This is a genomic window from Sphingomonas sp. FG14 (assembly GCF_057809675.1).
This window is the reverse complement of the sequence record NZ_JBMDKK010000004.1, coordinates 316,998-336,748: the sequence shown is the minus strand read 5'-3', so window position 1 is coordinate 336,748 and position 19,751 is coordinate 316,998. Positions and strand designations below refer to the sequence as shown.

At 65.6% G+C, this 19,751-nt stretch carries 25 protein-coding genes; 16 read left to right on the top strand and 9 right to left on the bottom strand.

The window, feature by feature from the left end; genetic code table 11:
- The first annotated feature begins 93 nt into the window (after nucleotides 1–93).
- The 4 genes from ACODTA_RS16800 (at nucleotide 94) to ACODTA_RS16785 (ending at nucleotide 2,550) form a co-directional block, all read left to right on the top strand.
- Nucleotides 94–735: a YoaK family protein gene (locus tag ACODTA_RS16800; protein WP_489067110.1), complete on the top strand. Its 642-nt coding sequence runs from the start codon at nucleotides 94–96 to the stop codon at nucleotides 733–735.
- A 71-nt stretch (nucleotides 736–806) separates the two neighbouring features.
- Nucleotides 807–1,718, top strand: coding sequence for a tetratricopeptide repeat protein (locus ACODTA_RS16795; RefSeq protein ID WP_489067109.1), 912 nt, complete (start codon nucleotides 807–809; stop codon nucleotides 1,716–1,718).
- Entirely contained in the window at nucleotides 1,718–2,374 is a 657-nt protein-coding gene (locus ACODTA_RS16790; RefSeq protein ID WP_489067108.1) for an LON peptidase substrate-binding domain-containing protein, read from the top strand. The genes ACODTA_RS16795 and ACODTA_RS16790 overlap by 1 nt, the downstream gene beginning before the upstream one ends.
- The gene (locus tag ACODTA_RS16785) at nucleotides 2,371–2,550 is read left to right on the top strand and encodes a Trm112 family protein (RefSeq protein WP_489067107.1); all 180 of its coding nucleotides are present in this window, start codon (nucleotides 2,371–2,373) and stop codon (nucleotides 2,548–2,550) included. Before ACODTA_RS16790 ends, ACODTA_RS16785 begins: the two co-directional genes overlap by 4 nt.
- A gap of 110 nt (nucleotides 2,551–2,660) precedes the next feature.
- Here the strand turns inward: ACODTA_RS16785 and ACODTA_RS16780 are convergent, their stop codons facing one another.
- A complete protein-coding gene (locus ACODTA_RS16780) occupies nucleotides 2,661–4,043 on the bottom strand; it encodes an L-serine ammonia-lyase (protein ID WP_489067106.1) in 1,383 nt (460 codons plus the stop codon).
- 9 nt (nucleotides 4,044–4,052) lie between these two features.
- Nucleotides 4,053–4,376: a YnfA family protein gene (locus ACODTA_RS16775; RefSeq protein ID WP_489067105.1), complete on the bottom strand. Its 324-nt coding sequence runs from the start codon at nucleotides 4,374–4,376 to the stop codon at nucleotides 4,053–4,055.
- 104 nt (nucleotides 4,377–4,480) lie between these two features.
- Here ACODTA_RS16775 and pabB point away from each other — a divergent pair, with 104 nt between their 5' ends.
- The 4 genes from pabB to msrA all read left to right on the top strand — a co-directional run bounded on the left by pabB (nucleotide 4,481) and on the right by msrA (nucleotide 8,627).
- On the top strand, nucleotides 4,481–6,241 hold the full coding sequence (gene pabB / locus ACODTA_RS16770) for an aminodeoxychorismate synthase component I (protein WP_489067104.1): 1,761 nt from the start codon (nucleotides 4,481–4,483) through the stop codon (nucleotides 6,239–6,241).
- A gap of 103 nt (nucleotides 6,242–6,344) precedes the next feature.
- Nucleotides 6,345–7,547: a pyridoxal phosphate-dependent aminotransferase gene (locus ACODTA_RS16765; protein ID WP_489067103.1), complete on the top strand. Its 1,203-nt coding sequence runs from the start codon at nucleotides 6,345–6,347 to the stop codon at nucleotides 7,545–7,547.
- Between the two features lie 201 nt (nucleotides 7,548–7,748).
- Nucleotides 7,749–7,892 (top strand): hypothetical protein, encoded by a 144-nt coding sequence (locus ACODTA_RS16760; protein WP_489067102.1) that lies wholly within the window; start codon nucleotides 7,749–7,751, stop codon nucleotides 7,890–7,892.
- Nucleotides 7,893–7,949: 57 nt separating this feature from the next.
- The gene (msrA, locus tag ACODTA_RS16755; RefSeq protein ID WP_489067101.1) at nucleotides 7,950–8,627 is read left to right on the top strand and encodes a peptide-methionine (S)-S-oxide reductase MsrA; all 678 of its coding nucleotides are present in this window, start codon (nucleotides 7,950–7,952) and stop codon (nucleotides 8,625–8,627) included.
- A 42-nt stretch (nucleotides 8,628–8,669) separates the two neighbouring features.
- On the opposite strand, the gene pdeM is transcribed toward msrA, so the two are convergent.
- The 4 genes from pdeM to ACODTA_RS16735 all read right to left on the bottom strand — a co-directional run bounded on the left by pdeM (nucleotide 8,670) and on the right by ACODTA_RS16735 (nucleotide 12,216).
- Nucleotides 8,670–9,332 (bottom strand): ligase-associated DNA damage response endonuclease PdeM, encoded by a 663-nt coding sequence (gene pdeM, locus ACODTA_RS16750; RefSeq protein ID WP_489067100.1) that lies wholly within the window; start codon nucleotides 9,330–9,332, stop codon nucleotides 8,670–8,672.
- 31 nt (nucleotides 9,333–9,363) lie between these two features.
- Nucleotides 9,364–9,897, bottom strand: coding sequence for an MgtC/SapB family protein (locus ACODTA_RS16745; RefSeq protein ID WP_489067099.1), 534 nt, complete (start codon nucleotides 9,895–9,897; stop codon nucleotides 9,364–9,366).
- Nucleotides 9,898–9,903: 6 nt separating this feature from the next.
- Nucleotides 9,904–10,908: an aspartyl protease family protein gene (locus ACODTA_RS16740; protein WP_489067098.1), complete on the bottom strand. Its 1,005-nt coding sequence runs from the start codon at nucleotides 10,906–10,908 to the stop codon at nucleotides 9,904–9,906.
- Nucleotides 10,909–11,019: 111 nt separating this feature from the next.
- Nucleotides 11,020–12,216, bottom strand: a complete 1,197-nt coding sequence (locus tag ACODTA_RS16735; protein WP_489067097.1) for a dipeptidase — start codon at nucleotides 12,214–12,216, stop codon at nucleotides 11,020–11,022.
- A gap of 251 nt (nucleotides 12,217–12,467) precedes the next feature.
- Between ACODTA_RS16735 and rpmG the strand changes: the two genes are divergently transcribed.
- On the top strand, nucleotides 12,468–12,635 hold the full coding sequence (gene rpmG / locus ACODTA_RS16730; RefSeq protein ID WP_222991748.1) for a 50S ribosomal protein L33: 168 nt from the start codon (nucleotides 12,468–12,470) through the stop codon (nucleotides 12,633–12,635).
- 122 nt (nucleotides 12,636–12,757) lie between these two features.
- Here the strand turns inward: rpmG and ACODTA_RS16725 are convergent, their stop codons facing one another.
- Nucleotides 12,758–13,120: a response regulator gene (locus ACODTA_RS16725; protein WP_222991749.1), complete on the bottom strand. Its 363-nt coding sequence runs from the start codon at nucleotides 13,118–13,120 to the stop codon at nucleotides 12,758–12,760.
- 38 nt (nucleotides 13,121–13,158) lie between these two features.
- Between ACODTA_RS16725 and ACODTA_RS16720 the strand changes: the two genes are divergently transcribed.
- From ACODTA_RS16720 to ACODTA_RS16705, 4 genes are all read left to right on the top strand, one after another.
- Nucleotides 13,159–13,422: a DUF3572 family protein gene (locus tag ACODTA_RS16720; RefSeq protein WP_489067096.1), complete on the top strand. Its 264-nt coding sequence runs from the start codon at nucleotides 13,159–13,161 to the stop codon at nucleotides 13,420–13,422.
- Nucleotides 13,419–14,045 carry an HAD family hydrolase gene (locus ACODTA_RS16715; protein WP_489067095.1) on the top strand — a complete coding sequence of 209 codons (627 nt, stop codon included), beginning with the start codon at nucleotides 13,419–13,421 and terminating at the stop codon, nucleotides 14,043–14,045. The genes ACODTA_RS16720 and ACODTA_RS16715 overlap by 4 nt, the downstream gene beginning before the upstream one ends.
- 48 nt (nucleotides 14,046–14,093) lie before the next feature.
- Nucleotides 14,094–14,561 carry a RidA family protein gene (locus ACODTA_RS16710; RefSeq protein WP_489067094.1) on the top strand — a complete coding sequence of 156 codons (468 nt, stop codon included), beginning with the start codon at nucleotides 14,094–14,096 and terminating at the stop codon, nucleotides 14,559–14,561.
- Nucleotides 14,562–14,670: 109 nt separating this feature from the next.
- Nucleotides 14,671–15,807 carry a GNAT family N-acetyltransferase gene (locus tag ACODTA_RS16705; protein ID WP_489067093.1) on the top strand — a complete coding sequence of 379 codons (1,137 nt, stop codon included), beginning with the start codon at nucleotides 14,671–14,673 and terminating at the stop codon, nucleotides 15,805–15,807.
- A gap of 24 nt (nucleotides 15,808–15,831) precedes the next feature.
- Here ACODTA_RS16705 and ACODTA_RS16700 read toward each other — a convergent pair whose 3' ends face one another.
- Nucleotides 15,832–16,128 carry a hypothetical protein gene (locus ACODTA_RS16700; RefSeq protein WP_489067091.1) on the bottom strand — a complete coding sequence of 99 codons (297 nt, stop codon included), beginning with the start codon at nucleotides 16,126–16,128 and terminating at the stop codon, nucleotides 15,832–15,834.
- Nucleotides 16,129–16,234: 106 nt separating this feature from the next.
- Nucleotides 16,235–17,092, bottom strand: coding sequence for a pantoate--beta-alanine ligase (gene panC / locus ACODTA_RS16695; protein ID WP_489067090.1), 858 nt, complete (start codon nucleotides 17,090–17,092; stop codon nucleotides 16,235–16,237).
- An 86-nt stretch (nucleotides 17,093–17,178) separates the two neighbouring features.
- Between panC and ACODTA_RS16690 the strand changes: the two genes are divergently transcribed.
- From ACODTA_RS16690 to pgmG, 3 genes are read left to right on the top strand one after another with little or no spacing between them, the layout of a single operon-like run.
- Nucleotides 17,179–17,967 (top strand): division plane positioning ATPase MipZ, encoded by a 789-nt coding sequence (locus ACODTA_RS16690; RefSeq protein WP_489067127.1) that lies wholly within the window; start codon nucleotides 17,179–17,181, stop codon nucleotides 17,965–17,967.
- A 1-nt stretch (nucleotide 17,968) separates the two neighbouring features.
- On the top strand, nucleotides 17,969–18,250 hold the full coding sequence (locus ACODTA_RS16685; protein WP_489067088.1) for a J domain-containing protein: 282 nt from the start codon (nucleotides 17,969–17,971) through the stop codon (nucleotides 18,248–18,250).
- Between the two features lie 36 nt (nucleotides 18,251–18,286).
- Nucleotides 18,287–19,669 (top strand): phosphoglucomutase/phosphomannomutase PgmG, encoded by a 1,383-nt coding sequence (gene pgmG / locus ACODTA_RS16680; protein ID WP_489067087.1) that lies wholly within the window; start codon nucleotides 18,287–18,289, stop codon nucleotides 19,667–19,669.
- The last annotated feature ends 82 nt before the right edge of the window (nucleotides 19,670–19,751 follow it).

Genomic DNA, 19,751 nt, shown 5'->3' with positions numbered 1-19,751 from the left:
TGATTTTTCGGATCAGGCGAGGCGTTGTCTGCCACCCGCCACGCCCAGTGACAAGCGCATCGCGACTCTTTCAATCGCGGGTTATGAAGCGACATGATCCGACACGACCGACATGCGCAAAGGCTGGCCATTTGCCTGGCGATGCTCGCGGGCTTCGTCGACGCAGTGGGCTTCCTGAAGCTGGGCGGTCTGTTCGTATCGTTCATGAGCGGCAATTCGACGCGACTGGCGGTCGGCCTTTCGGAAGGGTCGTCCTTCGCATGGCGCGCGGCGCTGCTGATCACGGCTTTCGTGGTCGGTGTCGTGGGCGGATCACTGTTGCCTGCCACGAAGAACCGCCCACGCGCGGTGCTGGCGATGGTCGCGGCGCTGCTGCTCGCCGCCGCGCTGGCGGACCTGCTCGGCATGAACAATGCCGCGATCGGCGCCATGGCACTCGCGATGGGATGCGCGAACACCGTTTTCCAGCGCGACGGCGAAGTGAGCATCGGCGTCACCTATATGACGGGCACGTTGGTGAAACTGGGCCAGCGGATCGCCGATGCGCTGCGCGGCGGCGCCCCGACTGCCTGGATTCCCTATCTGCTGCTCTGGCTGGGGCTCGTCGCGGGGGCGGTCGCCGGATCGATCGGCTATATGCATGCCGGCCTCGCCAGCCTGTGGATCGCCGCGACCGGCGCGGCGCTGCTCGCGGTGCTGGCGCGGCCGGGCGCTGTCATTCTCGACACGCAATAGTCCGGTACGGGGCTTGGCAAGACGCCCCTCGGCCCCACATAAGGCCGCGACATCAGCAGGAGTGAAGATCGGTGGCGAGTCTCGGAATGGGTGCTAACGAACGCGAGGCTTTCGAGGCCTTCAAGCGCGACGTGATCGAACCCTCGATGACGAGCCTGGTGATCATCGACTTCTGGGCCGAATGGTGCGGCCCATGCAAACAGCTCGGCCCGGTGATCGAGAAGGTCGCGGCCGATTATGCCGACAAGGGCGTCAAGCTGGTCAAGATCGATGTCGATGCCAACAAGGCGGTCGCCGCACAGTTCCGCATTCAGTCGATTCCCACAGTCTATGCGGTGTTTCAGGGCCAGATCGTCGCGGACATGACGCCCGCGCGCACCGAGGGGCAGCTCAAGCAGATGCTCGACCAGATCCTGCGGCAATTGCCGGTGCAGAGCGCCGAAGCCGATCTGAAGCAGGAGATCGCACCGCTGCTCGCCATGGGCGAGGAAGTGCTGGCGGCCGGCGATGCCGAGCGCGCGCTTTCGATCTTTGGGCAGATCGTCGAAATGGCGCCGGAGGAAACAGCGGCGCTTTCGGGCCAGTTGCGCGCCGCGGTCGCCGCTGGGTTGACCGAAGAAGCCGAGGCGATGCTCGCAGCGCTGCCGGAAGCGCTGCGCAAGGATGCCGCGATCCAGCGCGCCGAAAGCGCGCTCGCGCTCGCCAGGGAAGCGCAGCCCGTCGACGATCTCGCCGGCCTGCGCGCTCGCGTTGAAGCCGACCCGGACGATCATGAAGCGCGTTTCGAACTGGCCGGCGGCCTGATGGCGGCGGGCGACCGGGAGGGCGCGGCGGACGCGCTGCTCGAAAGCATCGCGCGTGACCGCGACTGGAACGAGGGCGCGGCGCGCCAGCGGCTGCTGAAGCTGATGGAAGTCGTCGGGCTGGAAGATCCCTGGGTGTCACAGCTTCGTCGGCGGCTTTCCGCGATCCTGTTCACCTGATGGCGGGCGGCGGATCCCGTCTGTCGGTCTTTCCGCTGCCTGGTGCGCTGCTTTTCCCGCGCATGCAGTTGCCGCTGCATATCTTCGAGCCGCGCTACCGCGCGCTCGTCAGCGACGCGATGGCGCGCGACCGCCGCATCGGCATGATCCAGCCGATTCCGATCACGGTCGAATCGGGAAACACGGCCAATGACGCGCCACCCCTGTTCGATATTGGGTGCGTCGGCCGGATCGCGCATGTCGAGGCGCTGGACGACGGCCGCTACAATATCGTGCTCGAAGGGCTGGCGCGTTTCCGCACGCTGCGCGAGCTGGATGTGACCACCCCCTTCCGCCAGTTCGAAGTCAGCTTCGACGGCTTCGCCGACGACGAGGACGAAGCGGTGCTCGACATCGCCCGCCGCGCCGCGCTGGAGATCGAATCGCGCCGCTTCGCCGACGCGCAGGGCTATGCCGTCGATTGGGAAGCAGTGGCCCGGCTCGACGACGAATCGCTGGTCAACGGCATCGCCCAGATCGCGCCGTTTGACGTCGCCGCGAAACAGGCCCTGCTCGAAGCCGCCGGAATTGCCGAACGCGCCGACCTGATCGTGCAACTGATGCAGTTCTTTGCCCGCCACGGTGGTGACGACGGCGACGGAGCGACGCTGCAATGACGATCGATCCCGACCTGCTCGCAATCCTCGTCTGCCCGCTTACTCGCCAGCCGCTGCGTTATGATGAGGCACGGCAGGAGCTGGTGTCCGAAGCGGCAGGACTGGCCTATCCGATCCGCGACGGGGTGCCGGTGCTGCTGGTCGAAGAAGCACGTACGCTCGACCGACGCGACTAGCCATCAGTCCCTATTCCGTTCGCTTCGAGCAGCGTCGAGCCTGCGCTCGAAACAAAGGGGTGGTGGTCCGCAGCGGAAAGCGACGGCATTCACCATGCCGCAGTTGTACCTCAGCACTCCACCACATTGACGGCGAGACCGCCAAGCGACGTCTCCTTATAGCGTTCCGACATGTCGAGACCGGTCTTGCGCATCGTCTCGATCACCTGATCCAGACTCACGCGGTGCGTACCGTCGCCCAGCATCGCCAGCCGCGTCGCCTCTACCGCCTTGATCGATCCCACCGCGTTGCGCTCGATGCAGGGCACCTGAACGAGGCCACCCACCGGATCGCAGGTGAGCCCCAGATTATGCTCCATGCCGATCTCCGCAGCATTCTCGATCTGCGCGGGAGTCGCGCCGAGTGCCGCGGCAAGGCCGGCGGCGGCCATCGAACAGGCGACACCGACTTCGCCCTGACAGCCGACTTCGGCGCCGGAAATCGAGGCGTTCTCGCGGAAGAGCGAACCGATCGCGGCGGCGGTCAGCAGGAAATCCTCGACACCCTCGCGCGTCGCCTTGGGCGTGAAGCGCTCATAATAGCGCAGCACCGCCGGCACGATGCCGGCCGCGCCATTGGTCGGCGCGGTCACCACCTTGCCGCCCGCCGCATTCTCCTCGTTCACCGCCAGCGCCCACAGGTTGATCCAGTCGATCACGGTCAGCGGATCGGCGAGCGCGCGTTCCTGGCGTTCGATAAGCGTGCGATAGACGCCGGGCGCACGGCGCTTGACGCGCAGACCGCCGGGCAGCTCGCAACTCTCCGAGCGGATGCCGCGATCGATACAGGCCGACATCGCGTCGGCGATGCCACCGAGCCGCGCCGAAACCTCTTCCGGCGCCAATGTCGCTTCCTCGTTGGCGCGCATCAGCCCGGCGATCGTCAGCCCCTTTTCCTCCGCCAGCGCGAGCAGTTCGGCACCCGAATGGAAGATGTGCGGCACGTCCCATCCACCTTCGGGCGCTGCATTGCGGCCGATCTGGTCCTCGTCGAGCACCGCGCCGCCGCCTACCGAATAATAGGTGCGGCGCCCAAGTTCCGCGCCAGTCCCGTCGAAGGCCGCAAAGGTCATGGCGTTGGAATGGAAATCGAGCCGCTCGCGCTGGAGGAAACGCAGATCGACGGCCTCGTCGAACGCGATCTCGTGAACGCCGCCCAGCGTCAGCCGGCTTTCACTACGAATGGCCGCGATCGCAGCATCCGCCGCGTCGGGATCGATCGCGGCGGGCACATGGCCTGCGAGCCCGAGCAGCACTGCCCGATCGGTAGCATGGCCCTTGCCGGTCAGCGCCAGCGATCCGTAAAGCGCCGCATCGACGCGGACGACACGATCTATGATGCCGGCATCAGACAGGCGCCGCGCGAAATCGGCGGCGGCCGTCATCGGCCCCATGGTGTGCGAACTCGACGGTCCCACGCCGATCTTGAACAGGTCGAATACGCTCGCAACCATTTCAGCCCCTCAACTTCCTCTCGGCCCGAACAGGATCAGCGCGGCGCCCAGCAGACAGACCGCACCGCCCATGATGTCCCATCGATCGGGCCTTGCACCTTCGACCGCCCAGAGCCAACCGAGCGACGCGACGATGTAGACGCCGCCATAGGCCGCGAAGGCCCGTCCCGCCAGCGCGCTTTCGACCATCGTCAGAGCCCAGGCGAACAGTGCGAGCGACACCATGCCCGGCGCGACCCACAGCGCCGACTTGCCCAGCCGCAGCCATGCCCAGAAGGCGAAGCATCCGAAGATCTCCGCCAGGGCGGCACCGAGATAGATGAGGGGTGTCAACGGCCGATACCGGCGCCTGCCATATGCGTGGTCATCCCGGTCCTCGGCGATTTTGTGGCTTTCGCTTTACGCAGGGCCATCGGGTGAGGCAATCGCTGCTCCCGATGATCGCCGATACCCAGCCTTTCGTCCTGCTCGACGATGCGCGCGCCACCGGCGCGGGCATGGCGCGACTGTATCGCGATCCCCTTGAGATTGTCGCGGCATCGGCGATCGCCGATATTCCAGCCGCCATGGAACGCCTGGCCCGGGCGAAGACGGACGGGCTACATGCCGCCGGCTATATCGCCTATGAGGCGAGTCCAGCCTTCGAGCCCGGATTGCCGGTGCGGCACGATCCATCGCTGCCGCTGCTCTGGTTCGGTCTGTTCCAGGGCTTCGCCGCGATCCCGGCGGATGAGGTCGCGGCGCTGCTGCCCGATCCCGCCGGCGCCTGGGCGGGCGCGCCCGAACCCGAGATTTCCGCCGCCGACTATGCGGCGCGCTTCGCCCGCGTCCGCGACTATATCGCGGCGGGAGACATTTATCAGGCCAATCTCAGCTTCCGCGCGCGAGTTCCGGTCGCGGGCCATCCGCTCGCGCTTTATGCGCGGCTGCGCGCCGCGTCGGAGGCGGGCTGGGGCGGCGCAGTGTTCACCGGGGAACATTGGCTGCTCTCCGCCTCGCCCGAACTGTTCTTCACGCTCGACAACGGCATGCTGACCGCGCGGCCGATGAAGGGCACGGCGCGCCGCCATGCGGATGCCGTCGCGGATCGCGCGGCGGCGGCGGCGCTCGGCGCCGATCCCAAGGAACGCGCCGAAAATCTGATGATCGTCGATCTGCTGCGCAACGACCTGTCGCGCGTGGCGAAGGCGGGCAGCGTCGCGGTGCCGGACCTGTTCACGGTCGAGACCTATCCGACGATCCACACCATGACATCGACGGTCACGGCACGGCTTTCGCCCGACCGCGCGCCGGTGGACGTGCTGAAGACACTGTTTCCCTGCGGGTCGATCACCGGCGCCCCCAAGATTCGCGCAATGGAAATCATAGCCGAGGTCGAGACTTCGGCGCGAGGCGCCTATACGGGATCGATCGGATGGCTTGATCCGGCGGGCGATGCGGCGTTCAATGTCGTCATCAGGACACTGACAATGAAGCGGGGGGCCGTTGAGGCTGAAATCGGACTGGGAAGCGCGGTGGTCGCGGATTCGAGCGCGGCGGGCGAATGGGCGGAATGCCTGGCCAAGGGCCGCTTCGTGACCGCAGGCGCGCGCGCGTTCGACCTGATCGAAACCATGGCCTTCGACCCGTCCGACGGGTTACTGCTGCTGGAACGCCACCTCGAACGGATGAAGGCGAGCGCCGATGCGCTGGGCTTCGCCTTCGATCGTCACGAAGTCCGCAACGAGCTGCAGGCCGCGACATTCCGACTGCGCGCCGCTTCGCGCGTCCGCCTGTTGCTGGCGCGCAGCGGCGCCGTCGCCATCGAGATCCGCCCCGCGCCGCCGACGCCGCAGGCGCCCGTCGCGGTCGCTCTCCAGCCGCTTCCCGTCGCCCCCGCCGATTTCCGGCTGCGCCACAAGACGACCGATCGCGGCTTCTATCGCGAGGCGCTGGCCAAGGCCGGCAGCTTCGAGGTGATCTTCGCGGATGGCGAGGGCCGGCTGACCGAAGGCAGCTTCACCAACATCTTCGTCGAACGGGACGGCGCACTGCTGACCCCGCCGCTCGCGCGCGGACTGTTGCCCGGCATCCTGCGGGGGCAGCTTCTGGACGAAGGTCGCGCCGTCGAATCGGATCTGACGGCGGACGATCTCGCCGATGGATTTTTCATCGGCAATGCAGTGCGCGGGCTGATCCCGGCCGTCCTGGTTCGCTGACCCAAAAAAATATCCGCCGGCCGGAATTCTTGGACGAACCGCCATTGCCGTAACGAATCGCCCGGCCTATGGGGCATGCCGCACCGCAACAGGAGCGTATTTCATGTCCCGCACCTCCGCCGCGCTCGGGCGCATCCAGCCTTCCGCCACGCTGGCGATGACCAGCCGCGTGCTCGACCTGAAGCGCCAGGGCATCGACGTGATCGGCCTGGGCGCCGGCGAGCCCGATTTCGACACGCCGGATTTCGTGAAGGAAGCCGCGATCGAGGCGATCCGCGCGGGCAAGACCAAATACACCAATGTCGACGGCACCGCGGAACTGAAGGACGCGATCGCCACCAAGTTCAAGCGCGACAACGGGCTGGTCTACACGCCCGGCCAGATCAGCGTGAACGTCGGTGGCAAGCACACGCTGTTCAACGCGCTGGTAGCGAGCGTGGAAGCGGGCGACGAAGTGATCATCCCCGCGCCCTATTGGGTCAGCTATCCCGACATCGTGAACTTCGCGGGCGGCACGCCAGTGGTGATCGAAGCGGGCGCATCGCAGAACTACAAGATCACCCCCGCGCAGCTCGAAGCGGCGATCACGCCCGCCACCAAGTGGCTGATCCTCAATTCGCCGTCGAACCCCACGGGTGCCGCCTATTCGCGGACCGAGCTGGAAGCGATCGCGGAGGTGCTGCGCCGCCACCCGCATGTACTCGTGATGGCCGACGATATGTACGAGCATATCGTCTATGACGATTTCGTCTTCACCACGATCGCCCAGGTCGCGCCCGACCTCTACGATCGCACGCTGACGGTGAACGGCTGTTCCAAGGCCTATTCGATGACCGGCTGGCGCATCGGCTTCGCCGGTGGCCCCGAATGGCTGATCAAGGCGATGGGCAAGCTCCAGTCCCAGTCGACCTCGAATCCCTGCTCGATCGCGCAGGCAGCCGCCACCGCGGCGCTCACCGGGGACCAGAGCTTCCTCGAAGAGCGCAACAAGGCGTTCCAGGGCCGTCGCGACCTCGTCGTCTCGATGCTCAACCAGGTCAACGGCATCAATTGCCCGCGCCCCGAAGGCGCCTTCTATGTCTATCCCGACGTGACGGGCCTGATCGGCAAGACCACGCCGGGCGGCAAGACGATCGAGAACGATGCCGCGCTGATCGAGTATTTTCTCGACGACGCACGTGTCGCCGCCGTTCACGGCGCGGCGTTCGGCCTCGAACCGGCATTCCGCGTCAGCTATGCGACGTCGGAAGCGATCCTGACGGATGCCTGCACCCGCATCCAGGAGGCTTGCGCCGCACTGCGCTGATGCGGAAACGGCGCAGCCGCGCCGTCCCTGCATCATGATCGCATCGCTCGAATGGCGCCTGCCGCCGTCTGCGCGCTGCCATGAACATGAACGCAACCCTGTGATCCCGTTCACTGCGGCGTCAGCCGCGCGGTGGCATCGGCTGGTTGTGGGAAACGAAATTGATTCGGCCCCGCGCCGGACGAAAGAGGAAACGAGACGATGATATCGGTACTGAAATCCGATCTGGCTCGCCGCTTCGCCGGTGGCTTTCTGGTTGGGGCCATGGCTATTCTGGCGATCCAGCCACCCGAAGGCGCCATCGCCGCCGTCGAAGCCTTGAAGATCGTCACCGGCCTCGCCTGACCGGGCCATCCCCCGTTCATCGGGATTCTGCTAACAGGCGGGCGAAGGATGCCCGCCATGACTTCGAAATTCGCCGTCATTCCAATCGTCGCCAGCGCCGCCGTGTTTGCGGCGCTTGCCTGGCCAACGCTGTCCGGCACAGCCGCCAATGCCGAACAGGCGCGAATCCTCCCGCGCGCGGCGATCGACGCCCCCGCTGCCAAAGGCGCTCAGACCGCCGTGCTCGCGGGCGGCTGCTTCTGGGGCATGGAGGCGGTGTTCGAACAGATGAAGGGCGTTCGCTCGGTTACCTCCGGCTATGCGGGCGGCACCGCCAATACCGCAACCTATGGCCAGGTCTCCAGCGAGCGCACCGGCCATGCCGAGGCGATCCGCATCGATTATGATCCGGCGCAGGTGAGTTACGGCACGCTGCTGCGCGTCTTCTTCGCGGTCGCGCACGACCCCACCCAGCTCAACCGCCAGGGGCCGGACACCGGCCCCAGCTATCGTTCGGCGATCTTCCCGCAAAATACGGAACAGGCGAAGATCGCGCAGGCCTATATCGCGCAGCTCGGGCGCGTCCGCGCTTTTCCCAAACCGATCGTCACCCGTATCGAGACGGGCCGCTTCTATCCGGCGGAGCCCTTCCACCAGGATTTCTTCCGCCGCAACCCGAACCATCCCTATATCCTGCGCTGGGACAAGCCGAAGGTGGCGGCATTCAAGGCCGGCTTCCCGGCATTGGCGCGCTGAGGCCCTTTTCACGCCCGAACGCGGGAATGACAGGGAGAAAGCTCACGCCGCCAGCGGGAACCGCAGCAGACGATCGCTCAATGGCACCAGCGCCTGCGCACCACGGCCGACAGCGCGGATGATCTCTGGGTGGCCGGCATCGAGCCCGCCGGTCAGCGCGCCGAAGGCGGGCAGAATCAGCTTGGCGCCGGTCGCGACGAAACAGCGGCGCGACACGTGGCGTCCGCGCACGGTGACGCGGAACTTGGGGTGGAAATGCCCCGACAATTCGGGTCGCATCTCCAGCGGATCCGCTTCGTGGCGCAACACCAACCCGTCGATCACCGCCTCTTCCCGGATTTCACCGCCCAGCCAATCGGCCAGCGCGGCATCGTGGTTGCCGGTGATCCACACGAAACGCGTCGTGCCGGTCAATGCACGCAGCATCTCGCGCGCGCTCTCGGGCAGGCGTGCGGCACCCTGGCTGTCGTGGAAGCTGTCGCCCAGGCACCAGATCTCCATCGCATCGGTCGCCACGCGCAGGGCCGCGAGATCGGCCAGTGTCGCGATCGAATCATAAGGGGGCAACATCTGCCCGAAGCGCGCGAACCAGCTCGCCTTCTCGAAATGCAGATCGGCGACCAGCAATGCGCGGCGCGCGGGCCAGAACAGCGCCCCTTGCGGCAGCGCGATCAGATCATGGCCTGCGAACGAAAAGGGAACCATTGCCCCTCTTAACCTGCCTTCGCTGCCGCGTTCAAGGCGGAGGATCGTCATATTTGGCGGTGTTGCGATGAATGGCGCCCTGGGGCTGCGACGCCGTATCGCCATCGTCGGGCGGCGGCTGGTGATAACGCGGAATCAGCCGCTTGAAGAGGAATTCGGACAGAAGCAACAGCAGCGCGAGCACGGTGCCGACGGCGAGAAGCTTGTATTGCCCCAGCCCCGCCACGATCCCGGCGGAGGCCGAGACCCACAGATTGGCGGCGGTGGTGACGTTATGGACGTCCCCCCGCTTCACGAAGATCAGGCCGGCGGCGATGAAGCCGATCGCCTGCGCGACACCCTGGATCACACGTAGCGGATCGGGCTGCGAATTGAGATGCTTGAGCGTGTCGAACAGCAGCAGCGAGGAAAGCGTGACCATCGCCGAGCTGAGCGCGACCAGCGCATTGGTCCTGAGCCCGGCATCATGGCCGCGCAATTCCCGATCGAGTCCGAGCAGCAGCCCGATCGCCGTCGCGATCCCCAGGCGCAGCGCGATTTCGCTCCAGCTATCGGCGACCAGCATCCGCTATCAAATCGCGGGCATGCGTCCCGGTTCCGAATTTCGTGTGTTTGCCGCCATCCGCGTGCCCGTATTGCGCCCCGCGCCATCGGGCAGGAGCAGCCTGATCCGGCGATTCGCGAAATCGACCGAGACGCGATCGAACATGCGCAGCGCATCCATGCCGAGCAGGATCGCCGGACGCCGGGTCAGATCGAGCGTGCGGAAGATCGGCGCGTCGGCGAAGGCGATCGGCATGTTGTTGATGGTAGCCCCGCCCAGCTTGATCTCGCGCACGCTGGTATAGCTGGCTTCGGCGCGCCCGCCGGTGACGCTGATCAATTCGATCGACTTCGGGGGAGTGCGCGGATTGCGCTCCATCAACCGCCGGCGGAGTGCTCCATTGCCGACCGATACCTGCGCGCCCGTGTCGATGATGACATCGACGCGCGAGCCGTTGAGCGTTGCCCCTGTCAGGATAAGCTGGCCGGCACGCCGCCGCGCGGTGACGATGATCTCGTCCGGGTCATGGCGATCGCTGGTCTTCTGCCCCGGCGTGATCGTCATCGTGCCCGCCTTGAAATCAAGCGTGACGCGCTGATCGCGCAGGCTGTCGATGCCGATCAGGCCCGATGCGCCGATATGCTGCTGAGCGAATGCGGGCGCGCGGATGTCCGTGGTCGGATTCGCGCTGACCTTGAGCGACGGGATCAGCACCGTGGTCACCCGTTCGCTGCCCGTCATCGAATGGACCAGCGCCGATCCCGCATCGCTGAGCGCCAGCCGATCGGCAAGCTCACGCGAGATCACGGTGCGCTCCGCGCCGGTATCGACCAGAAAGGCGAAGGGCCCAGCACCGCCGATGCTGACCGGCACCGTCATGCGCATGGTCTTGTCGATCCCGATATCGACGACTTCCGCCTGCGGCGTCGCGACAGCCACCGCCGCGGGGGGCTTAGGCGCCTCTTGCGCAGAAGCTTGCACGGCCACGGCGAGCGCCGCGGCCGGAAGCGCGAACAACAGATTTCTCGTCATGGCGACACCCTCTCCCAAGCGTCCGGAAGAAGGCTATGCCCTTTCTCGACATCCAGCAAGCACAACGGAACGGGCGGGGCCGCGCCATAGGCGTGGCCCGCGGAACCGCGTCTATTTGCCCCTGGCTTCTTCCGCCTTGCGGAGAACCCGCAGCGTGTTGCCGCCCATGATCTTGGCGATATCGGTTTCCGAATAACCTTCCTTGAGCAGTCGCGCGGTGATCTTGGGCAACAGCGAGACATCTTCCATGCCCTTGACGCCGCCGCCGCCATCCCAATCGGCGCCCATGCCGACATGATCGGCGCCGACCAGCTTCAGCACATGCAGCATCGACGCCATGAAATTCTCGAAGCTGGCATCCTGATAAGGCGCTTTGGCATCTAGCGCGGCATAGTCCGCCGCAAGCTTGCGCTGCTCCTCGGGTGTCATCGTGGCCAGTTTTTCCTTGCGCGCATCGAGCGCATCACGCTCGGGCGTGCTGTTGAGCGGCGCCAGGAAGATGCTGTTGATCTGGATCACCCCGCCCTTGGCCGCCACCGCCTTGATCCGGCCATCGTCGAGATTGCGGGGATGATCGTTCGCCGCCTTCGGCCCCGAATGCGACAGGATGATCGGCGTCTTGGACAGCGCCAGCATCTGATCGAGCGTGGCATCCGACGAATGGCTGCCGTCGATCACCATGCCCAGCCGGTTCATCTCCGCCACCCATTGCTTGCCGAGCGGGCTCAGTCCACCCCAGCGCGCCTTGCCCGTGGTGCTGTCCGCGAACTGGTTGTCGGCGCTATGGACAGGGCCAGCCATGCGCACGCCGCGGCGGTAGAATTCGCCGAGCAGCGACAGATCCTCACCCAGCGGATAGCTGTTCTCGATGCTCTGATAGACAATCACCTTGCCCGAGGCGGCGATCTTCTGCGCGTCGTCGGCGGTGGTCGCGAGCGCCATCGTGTCGGGATTCTTGGCGACAATCGCCGCGATCTCGTCCGAACGCTTGAGCGCGAACGCCTTCGCGTCGGCGAAGCCCTTGGCGGTCAGCGGCCCCTGTGCAGTATAGATCACCCAGAAGCCGCCATCGAGGCCGCCCTGCTTCATGCGCGGCAGATCGACCTGCGTCATGTCGTCGGCCATCGTGTGCCGCTGCGCGATGTCCCACCCAAGCCGGCCGAAATTGGCGGGCGTATCGAGATGGGTGTCGAGCACGAGCAGCTTTTCATGGAGCGCGGCCGCATCGACAGGCTCGGCGGTCTTGGTCGCCGGACCGCAGGCCGCGAGGATCAGGACGAGTGGCAGGGTATTCAGATAGGCACGCATATCGGGAGGCTCTCCTTTATCTCTTTGTGACGATTGCTTATCGCGCGGGAAGAGCCACCGCCAGACCGCATCGAATCGGCTCGACTCGGCAAATGCGGCTTCAGGGTCGACAACCGCCGCGTTCCTCCGCGCTAAAGCGGTTGACAATCGAGCCCCCATCGCGCATTGGGCCGCCCTTGAACGAGCGGCGGTTTTCGCCGCTTTTCTTTTTCAGATTCGCTGAATTCAGATTCGCATAAGGGTTTCGGGTCATGGCCAAGCCAACCACCGTCAAGATCAAGCTCGTCAGCTCGGAAGGCACCGGCTTCTTCTACGTCACCAAGAAGAATCCGCGCACCCAGACCGAGAAGCTGTCCTTCCGCAAATATGATCCCGTCGCGCGCAAGCACGTCGAGTTCAAGGAAGCCAAGATCAAGTGATCCTTCGCATCCATCCGCACGCGGATGGATGACGGAAAGGAAGACGGGGCGGGCCGCGCATGCGCTCGCCCTTTGTCATGTCCGGATATCTTGAAAAGATCGGCTTTGCGAGGTTGCGGGGCCTATAGCAGCCCGCTTACCTCGCCGATGAACTTCATCACCGAGATCGGCTTGGATACATAAGCCTCCGCGCCCGCTTCCCGGATGCGCTCTTCGTCGCCATGCGCGGCATAGGCGGTCACCGCCATCACCGGAATCCGCTTCAGCGCATCGTCGGCCTTGATCGTGCGGATCAGGTCGAGCCCGCTGACATAGGGCAGTTGGATATCCATGATGATCAGGTCTGGCGAAAAGGCGCGCGCGCGGTCCACAGCCTCGCGGCCGTCGCGAACCGGTTCCGCTTCGTGGTCATGGGCACGCAGCAGATCACAGAAAAGTTTGAGATTGAGTTCGTTGTCCTCGACAACGAGCACCCTTTTTGCCACGTCCCAGCCTCTTCGATGCAATGGAGATGCTCTAGGCGATGGCAGGCCCCGAGACAAATGCAGAGGCGCTGGCGCTCTCCGCGCTGGTCTGGACGCTGAACGAGCCCGCGCGCGCCGATCGGCTGCTGAGCGTGACCGGGCTGACCGCCGACGATCTGCGCGCCCGCGCGGGCGATCGTGCATTGCTTTCAGCGGTGCTCGCCTTTCTCGAGGCGCATGAGCCCGATCTGATCGCCTGCGCCGCCGCGCTTGAGGTGAAGCCGCTGATCCTGGTGGAGACGCGCAGGATGCTCGACGCATGAGCCGGCCGCTGCTGATCACCGACTGCGATGAAGTGCTGCTCCACATGGTCAGCCATTTCGGCGCATGGCTGGGAGAAACGCATGCGATCGATTTCTCGCCCGATGGCGGCGATTTCTCTCGCGCGATGCGACGCCGCGCCGATGGCGAATATCTGTCGCGCACAGAGATGTGGCCGCTGCTCGGCGGCTTTTTCGATACCGAGATGCACCGCCAGACGCTGGTGCCCCATGCGCGCGAGGCGCTGGCGGAGATTTCGGCCTATGCCGACATCGTCGTGCTCACCAATTTGGAGGATCATCGCCAGCCGCATCGCGTGGCGCAGTTGCGCGGTTTCGGCATCGATTTCCGAGTCGTCACCAATCAGGGCGGCAAGGGCGCGCCAGTACGTACGCTGCTCGACGAATATGCGCCGAGCGCGGCGGTTTTCGTCGATGATCTCGCGCATCATCATCAATCTGTAGCCGACGAGGCGCCCGATGTCTGGCGGCTGCATATGATCGCCGAACCCAGCCTGGCGCCTGCGGTGCCGCCAGCCCCCGCCGCGCATGTCCGCATCGACGACTGGAGCGAGGCGCGGCGGTGGATAGCGGAAAAGCTCGCTCCCGCCCCTCTTGTGCGCTGAAGCCCTTCACCTTTCCGACCACCCCTCCCCAAAGACGGAGCCCAGATCATGACTGATACGCCTGCCAAGAAGCTCGAGGAACTCGGCCTGAAGCTGCCCAAGCCGGCCGCCCCGATCGCTGCCTATGTTCCCGCCGTCGAAATCGGCGGGCTCCTCCATATCTCGGGCCAGCTCCCCTTCCGCGGGGGCGACCTGATGACTGGCCGCGTCGGCGAGGACGTCAATGTCGAATTCGGTTACGAAGCCGCGCGCAACTGCGCGCTGATGCTGCTGGCGCAGATGGAACAGGCGCTGGGTTCGCTCGATCGCGTCGAGCGCGTCGTCAAGCTGGGCGTGTTCGTCGCCAGCGATCCGCATTTCACCGAGCAGCCCAAGGTCGCCAACGGCGCGTCGGAACTGATGCAGGCGGTGTTCGGCGATGCCGGCAAGCATGCGCGCAGCGCCGTTGGCGTGCCCGCCCTGCCGCTGGGCGCCGCCGTCGAAGTCGATGCGATCGTGGCGGTCAAGCCCGCCTGACCCCATATAGGCCATATGCCCACAGGTCCGTTCGCATCACGCCGCCACCGCAATCCCCGCATGGATGATGGCTGCGCGATTCGGGCGGGATCGACGCCGGCGCCCGCCGATGAATGACGACTTCGTCGCCCGCATCGGACAGGGCGTCGGCGATTTCGACGCCGATGCCTGGAATGCCTGCGCCGGCGATGCGAATCCCTTCGTATCGCATGGCTTCCTGAGCGCGCTGGAAGATTCGGGCAGCGTCGGCGCGGCCGCCGGCTGGCAGCCCGTGCCGATCGCCGTCGACGATGATGACGGCCGGCTGGCCGGGGCGCTGCCGGCTTACGCCAAGAGCCACAGCCAGGGCGAATATGTGTTCGACCATAGCTGGGCCGATGCCTGGGAGCGGGCGGGCGGGCGCTATTACCCCAAGCTGCAGATCGCGGTTCCCTTTTCCCCCGTGCCCGGGCCGCGCCTGCTGATGCGCGATCCCGCCGTCGCGCCGCGGCTGATTGCGGCTGCGGAGGCGATCGTGACTCAGAACGAACTGAGTTCGGCCCATGCCACCTTCATCGCGCCCGATCAGGTGCCGCTGTTCGAAGCGGCGGACTGGCTGATCCGTACCGACAGCCAGTTCCACTGGCAGAATCGCGGCTATCGCGGCTTCGACGACTTCCTCGACGCGCTGGCGTCACGCAAGCGCAAGGCGATCCGCAAGGAGCGCGCAGCCGCCGTCGCGGGGTTGGACATCGTCCATCTCCAGGGCGATGCGATCGAACTGCGCCACTGGGATGCGTTCTGGCAATTCTATCAGGATACCGGCGCGCGCAAATGGGGGCGCCCCTATTTGACACGCGACTTCTTCACGCTGCTCGGCGAACGCATGCCCGATGCGCTGCTGCTGATCCTGGCGCTGCGCGACGGCAGGCCGATCGCGGGCGCGCTCAACCTGATCGGCGGAGACACGCTGTACGGCCGCTATTGGGGCTGTGTCGAGGAAGTGCCCTTCCTCCATTTCGAGCTCTGCTATTATCAGGCGATCGACGCGGCGATCGCACGCGGCCTCGATCGCGTCGAAGCCGGCGCCCAAGGCGGCCACAAGCTGGCGCGGGGCTATGAACCGGTGCCGACCTATTCGGCGCACTACATCGCCGATCGCGGCTTTCGCGCGGCGATCGCCGACTTTCTGCGCCGCGAGCGCGATGCCGTATCGCAGGATATCGGCGCGCTCGCCGAACTCGGCCCCTTCAGGAAATCCTGCTGACCCCTTTTACGATGGGGTCGGCGCTCAAGCCGCGTGGCGCGCCGTCTCGTTGAGCCAGGCGCGTGCCTGGCGCTGCGCCTCGGCGATCTCGCGCGGGCTCATTTCCCCGGCTATTTCGGCCCGCCAGCCCTGCGCTTCATGGCTGCCGCGCAACGCGGCGAGGTTGAACCATTTGTGCGCCTGGATCAGATCGACGATCGTGTTTCCCGATCCCGACGAATAGGCCATGCCCAGTTCCAGGCAGGCATCCGGATCGCCGCGGCCAGCATCGGCAAGGCGGCTTTCGATGAAGAAGCGTTCAAGCTCCGCGCTATGTCCCATGTTCCCACACCCCTGTTCAGCCTTTCGGCCCAAGGGCACAATCCATCATATGGTTTAAAGAAATAGTTAACGCATCTTCACTTTGTTTTTCCGGGGAAAAACGGGATTATTGCGCTACCGGTTCCGCCTCGACGGCCAGATTGTCGATCAGACGGGTACCGCCGATCCTGGCGGCCGCCATCAGACGCGCCGGCCTTTCTAGACTGTCCACCGGCTGGAGCGTTTCGGCATCGCAAAGCGCGACATAATCGATCGGATCAAATCCGGCCCTGGCGAGCGCCGCCTCGGCGCGTCCGAGCGCCGCGGCCACCGGCGTTCCGCCGCTGATGGCGCGCGCCGCCTCGCCAAGCGCGCGCGGCAGCATGCGCGCGGCTTCACGTTCCGGCTCGGTCAGGTAGATATTGCGCGACGACAGCGCCAGGCCATCCTCGTCGCGCTGCGTCGGCACGCCGACGATCTCGATATCCATGTCGAGATCGTCGACCATGCGGCGGATCACCGCGAGCTGCTGGTAGTCCTTTTCCCCGAACAGCGCGAAATCGGGCCGGACCTGATTGAACAGCTTGGACACGACGGTCGCGACACCGTCAAAATGGCCGGGGCGCGACGCGCCGTCGAGCCCGTCGCTAACGCCGGTCACCGAAACCGTCGTGGCGAAGCTCGCCGGGTACATGACCTCCACGGACGGCATCCACAACAGCGCGCAACCCGCCGCCTCCAGCATGTCCGCATCGGCACGCTCCCGACGCGGATAACGCGAGAGATCCTCATTGGGGCCGAACTGCCTGGGATTGACGAAGATCGACGTGACGACGCGATCGGCGCGCGCTTTCGCTGCTTCGACCAGCGCCATATGCCCAGCATGGAGAGCGCCCATGGTAGGCACCAGCGCAACCGACAATCCCTCGGCGCGGAACGCCGCGATCGCGGCGCGCAGCTTTTCGAGATCACGGACCGTTTGCACGCCTGCCTTGCCTCCGATATGGCCGGGACGCGCTCTTTGCGGGGGGCGTCTTCTGGAATCAAGTGGCTAGGGGGCCCGATCGCTACATGGCGGTGAATGGCGTGCATCTGATCGTCTTTGCGAACGAAAAAGGGGGCAGCGGCAAATCGACGACCGCGGTCCATACCGCGATCGGCCTGGCCAAGGCCGGCCGCCGCGTCGCGGCGCTCGACCTCGATACCCGGCAGCGGACACTGGGCCGCTATCTGGACAATCGCGCGGAGACGGTGCGTCGTGAGTCGGTCGACCTGATTCTGCCCGTTCACGGCGTGCTCGATCCGCTGACGGTGCCCGCGCTCGAAGCGGCGGTGGCGACGCTTGGCGAAGGCAAGGAATTCCTGATCATCGATACGCCGGGGCGCGATGACGACGTCGCGCGCGCAGCGATCGCGATGGCCGACACGCTGGTGACGCCGATCAACGACAGCTTCATCGATCTGGACCTGATCGGCCAGGTCGACCCGGAGACATTCAAGGTCAAGCGCCCCAGCTTCTATGCGGAACTGATCTGGGACCAGCGCAAATTGCGCGCGCGCGCCGATGGCGCGACGGTCGACTGGGTGGTGCTGCGCAATCGCCTTCAGCATGTCGAGGCGCGCAACATGCGCCGCGTCGGAAATGCCGTCGCCGAATTGTCGCGGCGCGTGGGCTTCCGCGTGATTCCTGGCCTTGGCGAGCGCGTGATCTATCGCGAATTGTTTCCGCGCGGCATCACCTTGCTCGACCTGGAGGAACTGGGTGAGCTTGGCATCAGCCATATCGCCGCCCGGCAGGAACTGCGCGAGATGATCTCCGCGCTCGAACTGCCCCAGGCGCAGGGCGAGCTCGCGCTCTGACATGGCGAAGCTGATCCTCCTTGCCGGGATCGGCCTGCTGATCTGGTTCTGGTGGCGCGGCAAGATGAGCCGTCGCACGCCGCGTCCGACGATGAGCGTCGCCGAGGCCTTGCGCCTGCTCGATTTGCCGGCCGAAGCCACGCCCGACCAGATTCGCGCGGCGCACCGCCGGCTGATCGCGCGCGTTCACCCCGATGCCGGGGGCAGCGCCGAACTCGCCGGAAAAATCAACGCCGCGCGCGACCTGTTGCTGCGTTCGCGCGTTGTGCCGCCATCCCGATAGTGCGGGGCACGGCCCCATGAGTAACGGAGTGAAGCGATGAGCCATGTCCTCGATCCCACCACGCTGCGCGAATATGACATCCGCGGAATCGTGGGCCAGACGCTGGGCACGAAGGACGCCTATGCGATCGGCCGCAGCTTCGCGACGCTCGTCCGCAAGGCCGGGGGCACGCGCGTGGCGGTGGGCTATGACGGCCGCGAATCCTCTCCGTCACTCGAAAATGCGCTGATCAACGGCCTGAACGAAGGCGGTATCGATGTCGTCCGCGTCGGGCTGGGACCGACGCCGATGCTCTACTACGCGGAGGCCGTGCTTGAGGTCGATGGCGGCATCATGATCACCGGCAGCCATAACCCCGCCAATTACAACGGCTTCAAGATGGTGATTCATCACGCGCCCTTTTACGGCGAACAGATCCTGGAGATCGGCCGGCTCGCGTCGGCAGGCGACTGGGCCGAAGGATCGGGCACGGTTTCCAATGCCGACATCATGGACGATTATGTCGGCCGGCTGCTCGCGGGCTATGCCGGCGGCGCCTATCGGATCGGCTGGGATGCGGGCAACGGCGCCGCCGGCCCGGTGATCGAGAAGCTCGTGAAGCTGCTGCCCGGCGAGCATCACCTGCTCTACACCGATGTCGATGCGAGCTTCCCCAACCATCATCCCGACCCGACCGAGGAAAAGAACCTCGCCGATCTGAAGGCGCTCGTCGCCGAGAAGCAGCTCGATTTCGGCGTCGCCTTCGACGGCGACGGCGACCGGATCGGCGCGATCGACAGCAAGGGCCGCGTCGTCTGGGGCGATCAGTTGCTCGGCATCCTCGCCGAACCCGTGCTGAAGGCCAATCCGGGTGCCACCATCCTCGCCGACGTGAAAACCAGCCAGGCTCTGTTCGACCGTATCGCCGCGCTGGGCGGTAAACCGCTGATGTGGAAGACCGGCCACAGCCTGGTGAAGGCGAAGATGAAAGAGGAGAATTCCCCCCTCGGTGGTGAGATGAGCGGCCACATCTTCTTCTTCTGGGACTATTACGGCTTCGACGACGCGATCTATGGCGCGGTGCGGCTGATGAGCGCGGTACGCATGTCGGGCAAGTCGCTGACCCAGCTCAAGGACGAGATGCCGGCGATGGTCAACACGCCCGAGCTGCGCTTCCAGGTCGACGAATCCCGCAAGTTCGCGGTGGTCGATGAAGTGCTCGACCGGCTGGAGGCCGAGGGTGCCCGGGTCGATCGCACCGACGGAGCACGCGTCTCCACCGACGACGGCTGGTGGTTGCTGCGCGCATCGAACACCCAGGACGTTCTGGTTGCGCGCGCCGAAGCCCGTGACGAACCCGGCCTGGAGCGGCTGATGGCGCAGATCGATGCCCAGCTTTCGGCATCGGGAATCGTGCGGGGAGCCTCCGTGGCGCACTGAGCATGATTGCGTCGGCACGCAGCAAAATTGCGTACGGTTGCAATCTTTGCACGCATACCGGTGTCATTCGCACTTGCGAGAT